The sequence below is a fragment of the Ideonella sp. FW305-24 genome (genome assembly GCF_058788035.1).
On the sequence record NZ_JBYTAI010000010.1, the window covers coordinates 43,519 to 59,320 of the forward strand.

Annotated in this window: 17 protein-coding genes; 4 read left to right on the forward strand and 13 right to left on the reverse strand. The window is 68.5% G+C overall.

Annotated elements, in window-relative coordinates; translation table 11 throughout:
* Positions 1 to 3: 3 nt before the first annotated feature.
* Positions 4 to 1,116, reverse strand: a complete 1,113-nt coding sequence (locus tag AC3WR5_RS23455) for a fatty acid desaturase family protein (RefSeq protein ID WP_141291869.1) — start codon at positions 1,114 to 1,116, stop codon at positions 4 to 6.
* Positions 1,117 to 1,129: 13 nt separating this feature from the next.
* On the reverse strand, positions 1,130 to 2,245 hold the full coding sequence (locus AC3WR5_RS23460) for a ferredoxin reductase (protein ID WP_492487548.1): 1,116 nt from the start codon (positions 2,243 to 2,245) through the stop codon (positions 1,130 to 1,132).
* Positions 2,246 to 2,394: 149 nt separating this feature from the next.
* Here AC3WR5_RS23460 and fabR point away from each other — a divergent pair, with 149 nt between their 5' ends.
* Positions 2,395 to 3,114 (forward strand): HTH-type transcriptional repressor FabR, encoded by a 720-nt coding sequence (gene fabR, locus AC3WR5_RS23465; protein WP_211361656.1) that lies wholly within the window; start codon positions 2,395 to 2,397, stop codon positions 3,112 to 3,114.
* 28 nt (positions 3,115 to 3,142) lie between these two features.
* Here fabR and AC3WR5_RS23470 read toward each other — a convergent pair whose 3' ends face one another.
* The 5 genes from AC3WR5_RS23470 to hemP are packed head-to-tail and all read right to left on the reverse strand — an operon-like array spanning position 3,143 to position 7,323.
* The gene (locus AC3WR5_RS23470) at positions 3,143 to 4,024 is read right to left on the reverse strand and encodes a ChaN family lipoprotein (RefSeq protein ID WP_231011484.1); all 882 of its coding nucleotides are present in this window, start codon (positions 4,022 to 4,024) and stop codon (positions 3,143 to 3,145) included.
* A 4-nt stretch (positions 4,025 to 4,028) separates the two neighbouring features.
* Complete coding sequence (locus tag AC3WR5_RS23475; protein WP_231011485.1) at positions 4,029 to 4,673, reverse strand: DUF3501 family protein; 645 nt, start codon at positions 4,671 to 4,673, stop codon at positions 4,029 to 4,031.
* Complete coding sequence (locus AC3WR5_RS23480; protein ID WP_492487551.1) at positions 4,670 to 5,977, reverse strand: DUF2325 domain-containing protein; 1,308 nt, start codon at positions 5,975 to 5,977, stop codon at positions 4,670 to 4,672. The genes AC3WR5_RS23475 and AC3WR5_RS23480 overlap by 4 nt, the downstream gene beginning before the upstream one ends.
* A 13-nt stretch (positions 5,978 to 5,990) precedes the next feature.
* Complete coding sequence (locus AC3WR5_RS23485; protein WP_231011487.1) at positions 5,991 to 7,061, reverse strand: ChuX/HutX family heme-like substrate-binding protein; 1,071 nt, start codon at positions 7,059 to 7,061, stop codon at positions 5,991 to 5,993.
* Positions 7,062 to 7,101: 40 nt separating this feature from the next.
* The gene (gene hemP, locus AC3WR5_RS23490) at positions 7,102 to 7,323 is read right to left on the reverse strand and encodes a hemin uptake protein HemP (RefSeq protein WP_492487553.1); all 222 of its coding nucleotides are present in this window, start codon (positions 7,321 to 7,323) and stop codon (positions 7,102 to 7,104) included.
* Positions 7,324 to 7,598: 275 nt separating this feature from the next.
* Here hemP and AC3WR5_RS23495 point away from each other — a divergent pair, with 275 nt between their 5' ends.
* A complete protein-coding gene (locus AC3WR5_RS23495; RefSeq protein WP_492487757.1) occupies positions 7,599 to 8,819 on the forward strand; it encodes a PepSY-associated TM helix domain-containing protein in 1,221 nt (406 codons plus the stop codon).
* 10 nt (positions 8,820 to 8,829) lie between these two features.
* Here the strand turns inward: AC3WR5_RS23495 and fur are convergent, their stop codons facing one another.
* Positions 8,830 to 9,270 (reverse strand): ferric iron uptake transcriptional regulator, encoded by a 441-nt coding sequence (fur, locus tag AC3WR5_RS23500; protein ID WP_492487555.1) that lies wholly within the window; start codon positions 9,268 to 9,270, stop codon positions 8,830 to 8,832.
* Positions 9,271 to 9,543: 273 nt separating this feature from the next.
* Here fur and bfr point away from each other — a divergent pair, with 273 nt between their 5' ends.
* The gene (bfr, locus tag AC3WR5_RS23505; protein WP_141289844.1) at positions 9,544 to 10,023 is read left to right on the forward strand and encodes a bacterioferritin; all 480 of its coding nucleotides are present in this window, start codon (positions 9,544 to 9,546) and stop codon (positions 10,021 to 10,023) included.
* Positions 10,024 to 10,246: 223 nt separating this feature from the next.
* A complete protein-coding gene (locus tag AC3WR5_RS23510; protein ID WP_141289845.1) occupies positions 10,247 to 10,444 on the forward strand; it encodes a (2Fe-2S)-binding protein in 198 nt (65 codons plus the stop codon).
* 16 nt (positions 10,445 to 10,460) lie between these two features.
* Here the strand turns inward: AC3WR5_RS23510 and AC3WR5_RS23515 are convergent, their stop codons facing one another.
* The 5 genes from AC3WR5_RS23515 to ureE form a co-directional block, all read right to left on the reverse strand.
* Positions 10,461 to 12,440 (reverse strand): sensor domain-containing diguanylate cyclase, encoded by a 1,980-nt coding sequence (locus tag AC3WR5_RS23515; RefSeq protein WP_492487557.1) that lies wholly within the window; start codon positions 12,438 to 12,440, stop codon positions 10,461 to 10,463.
* A gap of 55 nt (positions 12,441 to 12,495) precedes the next feature.
* On the reverse strand, positions 12,496 to 13,134 hold the full coding sequence (gene ureG / locus AC3WR5_RS23520) for an urease accessory protein UreG (RefSeq protein WP_141286605.1): 639 nt from the start codon (positions 13,132 to 13,134) through the stop codon (positions 12,496 to 12,498).
* A gap of 171 nt (positions 13,135 to 13,305) precedes the next feature.
* On the reverse strand, positions 13,306 to 14,241 hold the full coding sequence (locus AC3WR5_RS23525) for a peptidase associated/transthyretin-like domain-containing protein (protein WP_492487558.1): 936 nt from the start codon (positions 14,239 to 14,241) through the stop codon (positions 13,306 to 13,308).
* 164 nt (positions 14,242 to 14,405) lie between these two features.
* On the reverse strand, positions 14,406 to 15,131 hold the full coding sequence (locus AC3WR5_RS23530) for an urease accessory protein UreF (protein WP_492487560.1): 726 nt from the start codon (positions 15,129 to 15,131) through the stop codon (positions 14,406 to 14,408).
* Complete coding sequence (gene ureE, locus AC3WR5_RS23535; protein WP_492487561.1) at positions 15,109 to 15,771, reverse strand: urease accessory protein UreE; 663 nt, start codon at positions 15,769 to 15,771, stop codon at positions 15,109 to 15,111. Before ureE ends, AC3WR5_RS23530 begins: the two co-directional genes overlap by 23 nt.
* Between the last annotated feature and the right edge of the window lie 31 nt (positions 15,772 to 15,802).

Genomic DNA, 15,802 nt, shown 5'->3' on the forward strand with positions numbered 1-15,802 from the left:
GCCTCAACCGCCAGCGGCGTTGCCGGCCAGCTGCGTGCGCAGTGGCTGGCTGGGGAAGCTGTGGCGCACGATGCGCCAGATCACCTGGCCGAACTGGCGTGTCAGCGAGCCGGTGTTGTAGGGCACGCCGTAGCGGCGGCAGATGTCCTTCACCACCGGCGCCATTTCGACGTAGCGGTTGGCCGGCACGTCCGGGAACAGGTGGTGTTCGATCTGGTGGCTCAGGTTGCCGGACATGAAGTTCAGCAGGAAGCCACCCGAGAGGTTGGACGAGCCCAGGATCTGGCGGAAGTACCACTGCGGCCGGGTCTCCTTGCGCACCACGCTCTTCGGGAAGGTATGCACCTCGGTCGTGAAGTGGCCGCAGAAGATGATGGTGTAGGTCCACAGGTTGCGCAGGCCATTGGCCACCAGGTTGCCGGTGAACACGGTCAGGAAGCCGGGGCCGGCCAGCAGCGGGAAGAACACATAGTCCTTCAGCAATTGGTAGCGCACCTTGCGCAGCACCGGCAGCGCCAGGTGCAGGATCAGCTTGCGGTGCTTCGGGCCCTTGCCGATGTTGCCCAGGCGCAGATCCTGGATGGCCACGCCCCACTGGAACAGCAGTGCGAAGATCAGCGCGTACAGCGGCTGCAGCAGGCGGGCAGGGTGCCACTTCTGCTCGGGGAACAGGCGCAGCACGCCGTAGCCGATGTCGTCGTCCATGCCGTGCACGTTGGTGTACGTGTGGTGGCGGAAATTGTGCGTCTTGCGCCAGCTGTCGGCGGTGGCGACGATGTCCCACTCGAAGGTCTTGCCCTGCAGGTGAGGGTCGCCCATCCAGTCGTACTGGCCGTGCATCACGTTGTGGCCCAGCTCCATGTTGTCGATGATCTTCGACAGGCCGAGCGACAGCGCGCCCAGCACCCAGGCGGCCAGCCACCACGGCGCGGGCAGGAAGGCGCCGGCCATCAGCAGCACGCGGCCGGCCACGCCGGTGTAGCGCACGGCCTTCACCACGTTGCGGATGTAGCGTGAATCGCGCTCGCCAATGGTGGCCTCGGTGCGGGCACGCAGCGCGTCGATCTCGGCGCCGAAGCGTTCGAGCTGGTCGGGGGTCAGGGCAGCAACACTCATGAATTCAATGGAATCAAAGGTCGATCGTCAAATCGGTGCAGGGGCGGCTGACGCACAGCCGCAGCGCGGCTTGCGGCTCGGCGTCGCGCTGGCCGTTCACCAGGTCTTGCGTCATGCCTTCCACGCGGGTGCAGACGCAGGTGTGGCAAATGCCCATGCGGCAACCCGAAGGCGGCTTGAAGCCCTGGGCTTCCAGCGCAGTGAGCAGCGACTGGCCGCCCGGCACCGTCAGCGTCTGGCCGCTGCGGCGCAGCGTCAGCTGCACGGGCAGCGCGTCAGTCGCGTCTGTCATCGCGCTGGCGGGCAGCGAGAAGGCTTCGCTTTGCAGGCCGGCCACGCGGCCGTCCAGCAGCGCGCGGGCGTTGGCCACGAAGTCGCCTGGGCCGCAGGCCATCACGCGGGTTTCGGCCAGCGCTTCGGCGCTGCCGGCATCACCCAGCAGCGCAGGCAGGGTTTCGGCCGACAGCCGGCCGGCGGATTCACCCTCGGCCAGCGCGGCCTCGCGGGTCAGCACAAAACGCAGCTTGAAGCGAGGGTGCTGGCGGGCCAGCGTGCGCAGTGCATCGGCTTCGATCAGGCGGTCGCGCTGGCGCGCCCAGACCACCAGCTGGACCTCGGCCTGCGGGTGCTGCAGCAGCGCGGGCACCAGGCTCAGGAAGGGCGTCACGCCGCTACCGGCGGCCAGCAGCAGCCAGCGGCCATTCGGCTGGGCCGGCACCGTCATGTCGCCAAAGGCGGCGCCAACGCTCAGCAGGTCGCCCACGCGGGCATGCTGGCACAAGTGGGTAGAGAGGCGGCCCTGGTCGACGGCCTGGACGGTGATGGACAGCAGGCCATCGGCGCCCGGCAGGCGGCTCAGGCTGTAGCTGCGGTTGACTCGGTGGCCGTCGATTTCGGCGCCGACCTGCAAATGCTGGCCAGGCTGCACCGGGCCGACATGGCGGTTGGGCTTCAACACCAGGGTCACGGCGCCTTCCGACGCGGCGCGGCGCTCGACGATGCGTGCCAGTGGGCGGGCCCAGGTCCAAAGCGGGTTGAACTGGCCGGCCCAGAAGTCGAACAGGGCAGGATCGATCAGCGAATGCGCGTAGCCCGTGCGTTGGGCCGGGCGCGTCAAGGTCGTGGACACAGGCACTCCGGTCAAGGTGATGCCTGCAGTATACGGCCGTCAATACGCGCGTCTATACAGCCGTATATTAATTGAGGGTTAATTGACGCAGCGCAGCCTTGCGCACTGCACGCGGCAGGCCGGTATCATCGCTGGTCACCCTGATGCCCATGAACAGCGCCCTGGCTTCCACCTTGCCTCCGACCCCGCCGGCGCCCGCAGCCGATCCGGCGCTGGCGGCTGCCGAGCCGGCACCTGTGCTGCCCCAGGGGCCGGGTCGCAAAGCGCACATTTCGCGTGAAGACATCATGCGGGCCGCGCTGAAGCTGCTGGGCCCGCACCGCAGTGTCTCCACGCTGAGCCTGCGCGAGATCGCCCGCGAGGCTGGCATTGCGCCCAACAGCTTCTATCGCCAGTTCCGGGACGTGGACGAACTGGCCGTGGCCCTGATCGAGCAGGCTGGCGCGTCGCTGCGGCAGATCATCGGCAAGGCACGGGGCCGCGCCGGCACCGAACGCAGCGTGGTGCGCAGCTCGGTCAAGGCCTTCATGGAACAGCTGCATGCGGACGACAAGCTGCTGCACATCCTGCTGCGCGAAGGCGCGGTGGGTTCCGACGCCTTCATGCAGGCGGTCGACCGGCAGTTGAGCTTCTTCGAGGAAGAGCTGCGGCTGGACCTGATGCGCATGGCCAAGGATGGCCGCACCGGGCTTTATGAGCCCGCATTGACCGCCAAGGCCATCACCCGGCTGGTGTTTGCAATGGGCGCCACCGCAATGGACCTGCCGCCAGAACGCCTGCCGGCGCTCACCGAGCAAGTGATCGTGATGGTGCGCATCATCATGACCGGCACCCAGGCCCTGGCACGCGACCCGACGCTGCCGAAATAGGCCAGCGGCACCCATGGCAGCGCCCGGTTCAGCCGGGCTTTTTCATGTCCTCGCAAGGGTCTGGCCGCGGGGCTGTCGCGGTGCGCTGCACCTGCTGGTAGCGCCCGGCGTCTCCGCTGCCGTCAGGCTCCAGCCAGGCGACCGAGACGATCTGCGCCGCCTGTACACCCGCGGCGCGCAGGTAGAACGGCACGCCCAGGTCGCTGCGCACATGGCCGTTGCCGGCGATCAGCACCACCTGCGGCGCCTGGCCGGCCGGCTCGCTGGCGGCGGCGGCCGTGAGCATCGCCTGCGCCATCGCTGCGTCGCGCACCCGCTGGGCCAGGGCCATCGGGCCAAACAAGCTGGGCGGCAGCGCGCCGCAGTGGCTGGCTTCGATGTCCGCCTCCACCGCCTGTTGATCGGCCGGCAGCCAGCCGGGCGCGTCCAGCAGCGGCAGCAGGTCCGCCGGCACGGCGGCACGGCCTTCGCGCACGACGCGGCGCACTGCGTCGCGGCTCAGGTTGCCGCCTGCGAGGTGGACGTCGCCTGCCAGCGCCGCGTCGAACAGCGGCTGGTGCAGGGGCCAGGCCCAGGCCTTCAGTTCCAGGCCGCCGGCTTCGGCGACCATGGTCGCATTCGCGTGTTGCTGCCGGACGCTCTGCTGCAGCGCTGCGTCATTGGCCCGGTCCATCTGCTCGAAGACAACCCAGGTTTCGCGCCCGGCGGCGTGGTTGGCGGCCGCCAGTTGCCGCAGCCAGGCGGCGCGCTGCGCGTGATGCAGCGGGTTGTCATGCTGTTCGCCCAGCAGCAGGAAGGAAGCGCGGGCGGCTTCGGGCGTCGGCCCACCAGCTGGCGGCGTGGTCTGGCATCCGGCCAGCAAGGCGAGGCTGGCGCTGCAGAGCGCCAGCCGTTGGCGAAGGCGTTTCAAGACTTCAGCCCGCGCTGGCAAAGCCGCGGCCCGGCCACGAGGGCGAAGCGACGCTGCGGCCTGGCAATGCCAGCTCGCGGCGCAGGCGCTGCATCGCGTAGGCGGGAATCGGTCGGCGCCAGTCGGCATGCGGATGGGCGCAGCCCAGCATCGCTGGGCGGCCGGCCAGCACCGCGGCGCGGAAGCTTTCGGTCAGGGCAAAGCGCAAGGCATGGCGCGGCGCGCTGGCGTCTCCGCCGCCCAGGTAGACGGCCTGCACCCAGACCCGCGGCTGGCGGTCAACTTCCACGTACAGCCGGGTGGCAGCCTGGTCCAGCAGCACATGCAGCAAGCCCGGCGGCTGGCCACCGGCCTGCTCGGGCAGCACGGTCTGGGTCAGCGTGGCGGTCCATTCGGTGCCGTCGGGCACGTGGGCGGTCCAGTCGCTGCCAGCCGGTGCTGGGGTTTCGCCGTGCAAGGTTTCGAGCAGCCGGCTGCGCACGGTGAGTTCGTCCTCGAACTGAAGTTGCCAGTGCGGGCCCAATGCCACGTTGCGAGCGCGCCTGTGGGCCTGCAGCTGGCGCTGGTGCTCGCGCCGGTGCGACCACCAGGCCTGCAGCGTGGCCAGCGCGTCGCCGGCGGGCGGCAGCGGTTTGGGATGCGGAATCATGTTGGCAGTATGCGGGCGCCGGCCGCAGGCGCCATTGGGGAGATCGCGTCCTGTCCGCTTTCGGCGGCCTTCAGGCTGAACAAGGCACGCCGAAGGCCGGCGCTGCTGGGGTTGTCGACGAACACGCAGCGCTTGCCGGTACGCTTGCAATGGTCCTTCACGCGCCAGTAGGCGTCGTGGCTGATGCAGCCGGTCTGGCAGATCACCAGGTCGGCTGCAGCCAGTGTGCTGTCCAGGCGCGTGGTGCTGTCTTCCTCGCCGCCGTCATGGTGCAGGAAGCGGCCACCGCCTTGCTCGATCATCTGGCGGTAGACCGGCACGCTGCCGGTGCGCCCGCCGACACACAGCACTGCGCGGTCCAGCAGCGCCGCGGCCAGCGTTTCGGGGCTGTCGGATAGCTCGGCGCTGACGTTGGCGCGGTCGCTGTCGCGCTGGGCCTGCAGCCGGTGCAGCTCCTGCAGCGCTTCATGGGCGCGCAGGCGCTCGCGCTCGGCTTCGTGGCGGCTGCGCAGCAGCGCGCGCTCCAGGTCCTGGATGCGCTCGACCTGCTCGGCCACCTGCCGGGCCAGCTCGCTGCGTTCGCGCAGGGCCGGCACCTCGGCCTCGAAGCGGCGCTGTTCCTGCCACAGGTCGGCGATCACTGTGTCGCGGCCAATCAGCTCGGCGCGGGTCTGCATCAAATGCGCCTGCAGCTCGTCGAGCTTGCGGGCATGTTGCTCGGCCTGGCGGGTGCAGCGCTGCTGGGCCTGGCCCAGCTCGCGCGAGAGCACCTGGTTTTCGTCCAGCAGGGCCTGCAGCCGCGCGAGGTCGGCCCGGTCGGCGGCGCCGTTCTGGTGCTGCAGCATGTGGATGTCCTGCAGCACCTGCTCTTCCAGCATCGCATCGCAGCGCGGGTGCGTGAGCGTGGCCCACAGCGCGCCAGCCACGCTGTCGCCAGCGGCCGAGCGCCGGGCCCAGAACTCGGCCAGCGCCTCGGTGGTCTTCAGCGGCTGGCTGTGGCGCAGCGAGATCGCGTAGCGCCGGTCCAGCTCCTTCTGCACCGCTTCGGACATCGCATTGCGCAGCTTGCATTCGGCATTCACGCCGCAGTGCAGCTCGTAGTCGCTGGCCACGGTCTTGCCGCCCAGCTGCTTGTCCACCAGCTTGCGCACCATCGCAATCGGCAGGCACACGCCGATGACCGGGCACTGCGCATGGCCGGACAGTTCCCAGATGCGGCGGCGGCGCGAGCCGCTGGGTGGCATCGCCTGGGCCGGGTGGGGGTTGGTGCCGGTCAGGGTGGCGGCAGCTTGGAAGGGTGGCATCGCGGCTCCCGGGTCAGCAGGGCGAGTCTTCGAGGGCAACGCTGGCCAGCAACTCGCGCCACTCGCAGCGCTCGGCCTGGCCCGGCGCCCGCTGGCCGCCGATGATGGCCAGCGTGCGGCCATCGGCATCGAACAGTTCCAGTGAACTCACCAGCCCTTCACTGGCCGGCAGCCGGACCCGCCAGGCGCTGGCAATGCAGTCCTCGCGCAGCTGCAACTGCAGGCCTGCGTCGTTCACCTGCAGCCACGGGCCTTGCACTTCCACGTGGTGCAGTGGGCCGCTGCAGGTCTGCACCGCACCCGGGTTGCCGCAGCACAGGCTCAGCGGCAGGCCGGTCTGTGCGGCGCGGGCCAGCACTTCATGTGCGGCACCGCCATCGACCGGCTGGGCAAATTCGGGTGATGCGAGCTGCAGCGCTGCCAGCCGGGTCAGGCCATGGCGGCGCAGCAGCGCGTAGAAGTCCTGCGGCACGCGCATCGAGGCCCAGCCGGCGCGAAAAGCGCGTGGGTCAACGCGAGTGGCGGGGCACGCAGCCGGCGCATGGCTGTTCGCTGCGTGCTGCGGAAACTGCGCAGCGGCTGGCGCGGCAAAACGCGCCACCAGCGCGTCGAATGCGGGCACCCGGCTGCGCGGGCCCAGCGTCACCTCGTGCAGCGGCAGGCCTTGGGCGTCGAAAAACTGCAGGCTGCGCTGCAAGCCATTGGCCGTGTGCTCCTGCACCGCGAAGCCGCGCGCCCATGCCGCGTAGAACAGCCGCAGCTCCAGTCGTCCACCCGAAACATGGCCCTGGTCGCCGCACAGCAGCGCCCGGCCATAAGGGCTGCTGGCGGCCAGCGTGCAGGCCGCCTGGCCGGTGCGCGCCTGCACCTCGCCCAGCGCGCCGATGCCGGCCATCAGCGCCGGCCAGCAAGGCTGCAGCGGCACTGCTTGTCGCCGGGCGTCGGCAGCGGCGGTTCGCGAGCGCCGCGCCGGAGGGTCGGTCGCAAAGCCGGGCCATGCGGCGGCGCGGATCGAAGGCGTTGGTGGGACGGAGGGACGGCCGCGGCCGGTGGGCTCGCTGCGCGGCAGCACGGAAAGGGTCATGGCGGTACAAGAACCAGTGGGCGGCATCCCCGCGGCCGCTTCACTTGGTGAGGATGAGCTTGCCCAGCGCCGTCAGGCGCAAGCGATAGACCTGGTCGCCGTGCGCGATTTCGGCCTGCTGCGCCTGGGCCAGCAAGTCCTGGCTGCGCCAGCGCGGGCAGGCGGCCCCATCGGGTGCGCGCGCCGGTGTGGCGCTGATGGCCGGCGTGTTCGGTGCGGACACCGAGACCGGGGCGGTGAAGGAAGTTTGAAGGGCTCGCATGAATGCATCGTAATACGAGCGATTCTTATTTGCATCCATAAAGTCGTGCTGGGCACATGGTTTCTGCATCACGATGCCCGTCAGAACGGCGGGAATTTGGGATCGGATCACCTGCCATTTTGTAAATGCGAATGAGGTGCATTAAAATCTACGCCATTCAAGTAGACGCATAACAGCGGCGCTGGACTTGGGCCGAGCGCCGTCCGTTAAAGCCTGTCCTGGCAGCGTGGTGCTGTGCGGGATCTGCTGATGCTTCCCAGAGAGACGTTTCGATGATCAGAGCTTGGATGGTGCGGCTGCACCGCTGGTTTGGCCTAGCAGCCGCGCTGTTCCTGTTCATCGCCGGGGCCACCGGCGCCGTCATTTCATGGGACCACGAGCTGGACGCCTGGCTGAACCCGGCGCTGTACGAGGCGCGCAGTGGCGGGCTGGGCCAGGCCCGGCCGGTGGCCGAACTGGTTGCTGCGGTGGAAGCGGCGGATCCTAAGGTGCGCGTCAGCTACTACCAGCTGGCGGTCGAGCCGGGAGAGACCTTCAGTGTGTCGGTGGTGCCGCGGGTCGATCCGGCCACCGGCCAGCTCTTCGAGCCTGGCTACAACCAGGTGGCGCTGGACCCGGTGACGGCCGAGGTCCAGGGCAGGCGCGAATGGGGCGCAGTGTCGTTGAGCCGCGAGAACCTGCTGCCCTTTCTCTACAAGCTGCACTACTCGATGCACTTGCCCGATGCCGGCAGCATCGAGCTGGGCATCTGGCTGATGGGCCTGATCGCCATCGCCTGGGTGCTGGACTCGCTGGTCGCGCTGTGGATCTCGTTCCCGAATGCCGCGCAGTGGAAGCGCTCGTTTGCGTTCCGCTGGGGCGCCAGCGGGCACAAGCTGGTGTTCGACCTGCACCGCTCCGGCGGCGTGTGGCTGTTCCTGCTGGTGCTGTTGCTGGCCATCACTTCGGTGGCCATGAATCTCAACACGCAGGTGATGCGGCCGGTGGTGTCGGCCTTCTCGACGCTGTCGCCATCACCCTTTGCCAGCCGCACGCCAACGACGCCCACCGCGGCAGCGGAGCCGAAGGTCAGCGCCGCCCAGGTCGTTGCGCTGGCGCAGGCCGAAGGGCTGCGGCGTGGCTTCAGCGAGCCGGCTGGCGCGGTGTTCCTGTCGCCCGAGTTCGGCCTCTGGGGCGTGGGCTTTTTCCGCCCCGGCCATGACCACGGTGACGGCGGCCTGGGCAACGCCTGGCTTTATTTCGACGCCGGGACCGGCGAGCTGGCCGGCGACAGCGTGCCCGGCACCGGCAGCGCTGGCGACATCTTCATGCAGAGCATGTTCCCGCTGCACTCGGGCCGCATCATCGGCCTGACCGGGCGGGTGCTGATCTCGCTGATGGGTGTGGTGATCGCCTCTTTCAGCGTCACTGGCGTGCTGATCTGGGCGCGCAAGCGACGCGCGCGCAGCGTGGTGCAGAAGCTGGCGGTGGCGAAGTCAATGCGCGCCGCTGCCTGAGCGGCTTGCTTCAGGCACCGGCCTGGCAGGCCGGGTCGCTGCACAGCCCATAGAGCGACAGCGCGTGTTCGCGCAGCTCGAAACCGCGCTCGGCGGCAATGCGCTGCTGCAGCTGTTCGATTGCCGGATCGCAAAATTCCTCCACCTTGCCGCAGCGCAGGCAGACCAGGTGGTCATGGTGCTCGCCGTGGTTCAGCTCGAACACGGCGCGGTCATTGTCGAACTGGCTGCGCAGCAGCAGGCCGGCCTGCTCGAACTGCGTGAGCACCCGGTAGACGGTGGCCAGGCCAATGTCCGAGCCGTCGTTCAGCAACTGTCGATACACGTCTTCCGCGCTCAGGTGGCGGCGCTCCGAGCGGTCGAACACGGCCAGGATGCGCAGCCGCGGCAGGGTTGCCTTCAGGCCGCTGGTCTTCAGTTCTTCGGCCTGGATCTGGGGGGTTTTGTGCATGGTGGCGGCAAACGCGGATCGTGATGACGAACGGGCAATGGCCGATTATTGCAAATGAGATCGATTTGCATCAATGCAGGATCTGGGATCGAGGTCTTTGTGCCGGGGTTCGCTGCAGCCGGCTGTAGCAAATCCCGAATACGAGCGATTCGCGATCCATCCGGCCGGGCATGGATAACCATTTGGCCCATGGGGTGATGCGGCGCAGAATGCCACGATTCGCAGCGGTTCGAGCGCTGCCCCTCACACACAACAACCTCAAAGGAGCGGGCCATGAAGGGCGACGCCAAAGTCATTGAATTCCTGAATGCGCAGCTGAAGAACGAGCTGACCGCCATCAACCAGTACTTCCTGCATGCCCGCATGCTCAAGCATTGGGGCTTGTTGAAGATCGCGGCGCACGAGTACAAGGAATCGATCGAGGAAATGAAGCATGCGGACAAGCTGATCGACCGCATCCTGATGATCGACGGCCTGCCCAACCTGCAGGACCTGGGCAAGCTGTTCATCGGTGAAAACGCCGTCGAGACGCTGCACTGCGACCTGAAGATCGAAATGGGCTCCCATCCGCTGCTGAAGGACGCGATCGCCCACTGCGAAAGCGTGCGCGACTATGTTTCCCGCGACGTGCTGCTGGAGATCCTGGACGACACCGAAGAGCACATCGAGCACCTGGAAACCCAGATCGCGCTGGTGGCCCAGGTCGGCGAGCAGAACTGGCTGCAAAGCCAGATGAACGAAGACGAATCCTGAGCGCCTCGCACACGCGAAGGAAAAGCCGGCCTTGCGCCGGCTTTTTTCATGGGTGCAAGGGCGGCAACGGGTGCGACATTGGCATCACCGGAACGAGCCGCCAGCGTGCAGCGCGTCACGGGACTTGGCCCCACCGGACCACAGGTATTTGAGAAGCATTTGCATTCAGGTTATGCTTCGCCTGCGTTTTCGATTCCCGAGTTCACGTCCCTCGCAGGTTCCCATGATTGTCTGCCTTTGCAACCGCGTCAGCGACCGAGACATCCGCCAAGTCGTCCAGGTGCACGGTGTGCGCGACTTTGAAGTCCTGAAAGACATGACCCGCGCCGCATCCTGCTGCGGCTGCTGCCACGACTGCGCACGCGAAGTCTTCGACGCTGCCTGCGCCACCCAGCCGCACGAAAGCGCGCAGACGACCTGAAGACCTGGCCTGGCGTTCAGTCGCCTGCCAACACCACCTTGTTCCGGCCTTCTCGCTTGGCGCGGTAACAGGCTGAATCGGCGTCCCGCAGGACTTCGGCAGCACTCACATGCCGGCCGTTGACCAGCACCAGTCCCATGCTGCAGCCAACCGAGTGGCTTGCACCTTCCCAGCTCAGCGCGTAGCGGCCAACGTCGGCGCGCAGCGTTTCGGCAATCGCCTGCGCCCGTTCCACCGGGCAATGCGGCAGCAGCACCGCAAATTCGTCGCCTCCCAGGCGGGCGGCCAGGTCGGAGCGGCGCAGCGGCGCGGCCAGCACCTGGGCAATGCCGCGCAGCAAGGCATCGCCGGCTGCATGGCCGCCGCTGTCGTTGACCTGCTTGAAGCGGTCCAGGTCTATGAACAGCGCGCAGAACGGCGCGTGTCCGGCTTCCTGCGTCAGCGTCTCCAACGCCGCTTCGAAGGCGCCGCGGTTGGCGAGGCCCGTCAAGGCGTCGTGGCTGGCAGCCCAGGTCAGCTGTTCGCGGTGGTGCCTGGCCTGGGTCACGTCGTCGACGACCCAGATCGTGCCGGCACCGCGGTTGCCTGGCTGCACCACGCGGCCGCGCATGCGGGCCCAGAAGCCTTCGCCGTCCATGCGCTGCAGCCGGACTTCGCCTTCGAAGCTGCCGTGTGACGCAAACGCTGGGCCGATGCGCGCACGCTGCTCGGCATGCGCTGCGTCGTCGGCATACAGCACCCGCGTGCGCTGGCCCACCAGCTGCTCGCGCTCGGCCCGGAAGATCTGGCAAAAGCGCCGGCTGACGACTTCCAGCCGGCCGTGGCGGGTCAGCGCAATGCCCACCTCCGCATGGTCGACCACGGCTTCGAGCTGCTGCAGCAGCTCGTTGACCTCCTGCTGGCGCTGGGCGCGTTGTTGCAACAGTTGCTGGAAGGCCCTGGCCATCGCGCCCACCTCGCCATGGCCAACCGGCCAGCGCTCGGCGCTGTCGTCGCCATTGACCAGCATGGCCTCGGCACGGCGCTGCAGCCGCGAGATGGGCCGCACCATGCGCCAGGAGCCGGCGCCCGCCAGGCCGCCGGCCAGCAAGGCCGCCAGCGCCGCAGCAATCCAGGCGCTGCGCCGTGCATCGTGCACCGGCAGCAGGGCAGAGGCCTCCGGGGTCAGGCGCACATGCACCCAGTCCGACAGCGGAATGCCGGCCATGGCCACCAGGTAGCCCTCGGACCACTCGGCCCGTCCCTCGGGCTCGGCCGGGCTGCCTTCCGCCTGCCAGCGGGCGACGACTTCGCGCAGGCCGGGCTCGTCTGCCGCCAGGCCGAGCAGGCGACCACTGTCCGGGTGGGCCAGGATGCGGCCTTGCTTGTCCATCACCAGGTCGATCACGCCATCGGTGCTGGCCTTGATGTTGAGCTGCGCAAACAGGCTGCTCGATTCGAGCAGCAGGCCGCCGGCCAGCAGGCCCCGGTGCTGGCCCTGTGCGTCCAGCACCGGGGCGGCAATGACCAGCAGGGGCGCATTCAGCGTGCGGCTGCGCAGCGGTGCGGAAACCACCGGCTGGTCGCTGTGCATCGCGGCATGGAAGTAGTCGCGGTCGCCCACGTTGGGCAGGTCCTGGGTGCTGCCTGCCTTCTGGTCGACGCGGGCCAGCATCCTGCCGCTTGGCGCCACCGCAAAGGCCCCGTCGAACAGGCTGGCCAGTGCGGTTTCGCCCATCAGCAGTTGCGCCAGCGCGCCGCTGTCTCGCCAGTCGACGCTGCTGCTGTGCTGGGCCACGCGGGTCAGCACATGGCGCAAGGTGTTCAGCTTGCTGCCCAGCAGCGCGGCGGTGCGCTCGCGGTTGTCGCGCTCCGCATTGAGCAGCATCTGGCGCAGGTCGGCCTGTGTGACCTGAAGCACCAGTTGCGCCGTGCCCAGCGCAGCGAGCACGCCAATCGTCACCACCATCGCGGTGATGCGGAACTTCAGCGTGCGGAGGATGGCGAACTTGCCCAAGGCGCGCGAAGGCTGGCGTGAGCGAAGAGGTGATGCGGCGGCGGCAAAGCGGTTGTCAGTCGCTCAGCAAGCCCTTGGTTTCGATGAAGCGCACCACTTCTGCCAGCCCCTCGCGGGTCTTCAGGTTGGTCATCACGAAGGGTCGGTTCGGCCGCATGCGCCGGGTGTCGGCCTCCATCACCGACAGGTCCGCGCCCACATGCGGCGCGAGGTCGGTCTTGTTGATGACAAACAGGTCGCTCTTGGTGATGCCGGGGCCGCCCTTGCGCGGGATCTTCTCGCCCGCGGCGACGTCGATCACGTAGATCGTCAGGTCGCTCAGCTCGGGGCTGAAGGTGGCGGCCAGGTTGTCGCCGCCGGACTCGATGAAGACGATGTCGGCGTCCGGGAACTGCGCCAGCATGCGGTCCACCGCTTCGAGGTTGATCGAGGCGTCTTCACGGATGGCCGTGTGCGGGCAGCCGCCGGTCTCCACGCCCATGATGCGCTCGGGTGCCAGCGCGCCGGCCACGGTGAGCAGGCGCTGGTCTTCCTTGGTGTAGATGTCGTTGGTGACGACGACCAGGTCCCACTTGTCGCGCATCGTCTTGCACAGCATTTCGACCAGCGTCGTCTTGCCCGAGCCCACCGGGCCGCCAACGCCGACGCGCAGTGGTGGCAAGGTCTTGGTGCGTTGGGCGGGCAGCTGGGTCATGGTGCGGGTCCGGCGATGCAGGTGAAGACAACAAGGGCTTCATCATGACATGCGCGGCGCCTGCCGAAGCGGCCCGAGAACGAGGAGGTGCGCAGGCGGCGGCCGGCCGAAAGGCGAGGGGGAGGACCTGCCGGCCCGCACCGCCGCCTGCGCGAAACTGCCGGGCCGGCCTCAGGCCGCGATGCCCACCGTCAACGATGCGACGTAGCCGGCGCTGTTGCTGCCGCTGATCTCGGCGATCTGCAGTGTGGTGCCGTCGCTGAAGACGTTGTCGGTCGCAAAGCTGATGCTGGCCAGGTTGCTGACGCTTTCCTGATAGCCACTGGCGCTGTAGACCGTGTTCAGCGTGGCCAGCGGGAAGCTGAGCTGCGAGGTCTTGACCTTGTGCGTGGCCGAGGTGGCCACGTCTAGGCTGGGATAGACCTCGAAATGGATGTGCGGCATGCGGCCCGAATAGCAGCCGGGGAAGATGGTGGTGAAGGTTACCTCGCCACTGGCATTTGCTTCCTGCACCCCGCGCAGGTAGCTCACACTGGTCAGCGAGCTGGCGTAGAGCGAGTAGTCACCGCCCTGGTCGCAGTGCCAGAGGTAGACGGCGTAGCCTGCCAGCGAGGCGCAACTGCTGCTGGTGTTGACCAGCGTCAGTGTCAGCGTCAACGGCACGCCACTGGCCACGGCGCTGCTGCTGCCCAGGCTGGGCGTGATGTCGCTGCGCACGATGCCGCTGAGCAGCAGTGCGTTGGCGACGCTGCCGTTGACGCTGTTCGAGCCATCGCCAGGGTAGGGACCGGCGGTCTCTTCGGGGATCACCGAGCAGCTGCCGGTCGTGGTGGTCGTCGTGCCGCTGCCACTGCTGCCGGAGTCCGTGTTGGTGTCGGTGGTCGTGCTGCTGCTGTCGCCACCGCCGCCGCAGGCCACCATGGCCAGCGAGCCCAGCGGTGCCAGGCTGCCTGCGGCCAGCCAGCGCAATGCGCGGCGGCGTTGCAGCTCGCGTGGCAGGGTCGCCGGCAGGGACTGCGCAGCGGCCAGCAGGCGCAGGTCGTGTTGCAGGCCTTCGTCGGCATGCGCTGCGTGCGCGCCGGCAATGTTCGGGGCAGTGGATGGCATGTGGGCTCTCCGCCGGTGGACCGGCTTGTGGGCACAGCGGGCAGTGGGTGCCTTGGCGATGTGCTGAGCCGGATGCTCGCGGCCGCAGGTTGCCGCTCTGTTGCTGTTGCGTAAGCCGGAACTCGCGCGTGCGCTGCGCTACCCAGCGCGGCCTGGCGAGCGCCTCAGGAGCGGAACAACCGCGAGTATTGCGCCTCGTGCTGTGCACTGAGGATGGCCAGCATCGGCGTGCAGGCCTGGCGCTGCTCGGCAGGCAGCTGCAGCGTGGCATCTATCACTGCCGGCAAGGCTTCCACCAGCCGCGCCAGCATGCGCTGGCCGGCGCTCTGGCCCAGCGGCACGGACTTGATCGCGGCCTGCACCATGTTCTCGGCCCAGCCAAAGGCATGCGCCAGCAGCGCCTCGCGGCGCGGTGCGCCCGTGTGCAGCACGGCCAGTGCAAAGGCCACCGGCCAGGTCGGCGCAGGGGCTAGGCTGCCGAGCGCCACCACGCGTGGGTCCTGCGGCTGGCGCTGCAGCAGCCAGAGCTGCAGTGAACGGCCCATTTGCTCGGTCTGCAGCCGCATCTCGCTGCTTTCGCGGGTCTGGCGCACCCAGTCGTTCAGCGCGGTGACGTGCACCAGGTCGTGCTGCTGCCAGGCCTCGTGCGCTGCGGCGGCAACGGCCAGGTCGGCACGCGACAGCGCCAGCTTCAGCTGGTCCAGCAACCAGTCGCCAGCCGAGACCTCGTCCCGCACCAGCCCGCTTTCAATCGCCGCTTCCAGCCCTTCCGAATAGCTGAAGCCACCGACCGGCAGCGCTGGCGAGGCCAGCCACATCAGCTGCAGCAGCGCGCTCGGGCTCAGGGCTTCGGCAGCGGCCACGGACTCAGTGATCGTGGCCGTGGTCATGCCCGTGGTCGTGGCCGCAACCGGGGCCATGTACGTGCGGCGTCGCCGCCACCGCGACGGCGATGCCAATCGGCTTGCCGCGCACGGGTGCAGGGGCCGCGGCAGGCGCGTGATCGTGCCCATGCCCATGCCCGTGATCATGGCCTGGGCCGTGGTCGTCATGCGCATGACCGTGGGCGTGTCCACCCGCCGCGTAGGCGCCGGCCTCCGGCTCGAAGGCGGTCTGCGTTTCCCGCACGATCAAGTGCATTTGCCGCAGCATGTCGGCCAGCACGTGGTCAGGCTCCAGCAGCAGGTGATCGGTCTGCAGCGCCAGCTGCACGTGGCGGTTGCCCAGGTGGTAGGCGGCCCGCATCAGATCGAACGGGCTGCCGTGCTCGGCGCAGGCGCGCACTTCCAGCACCGGCTGTGGCGCGGCCTTGACGGCAATCAGCGAGCCGTCCTCGGCCACCAGCACGTCGCCACCGCGCACCACGCTGCCCCGCGCCAGGAACACGCCCAGCCGCCGGCCGGTGGAATCCTGCGCCTCGAAGCGGCTCTTCTGTCGCACATCCCAGTCCAGCTCCACCGTGGCGGCGCGCTTGAGCAACACAGGGGCCAGGCCCTGGCCGCGGGAAATGAGTTTGCGAATGGTCAGCATGGCAGCGGTTCCCTGGGCGGGGCACAACAGG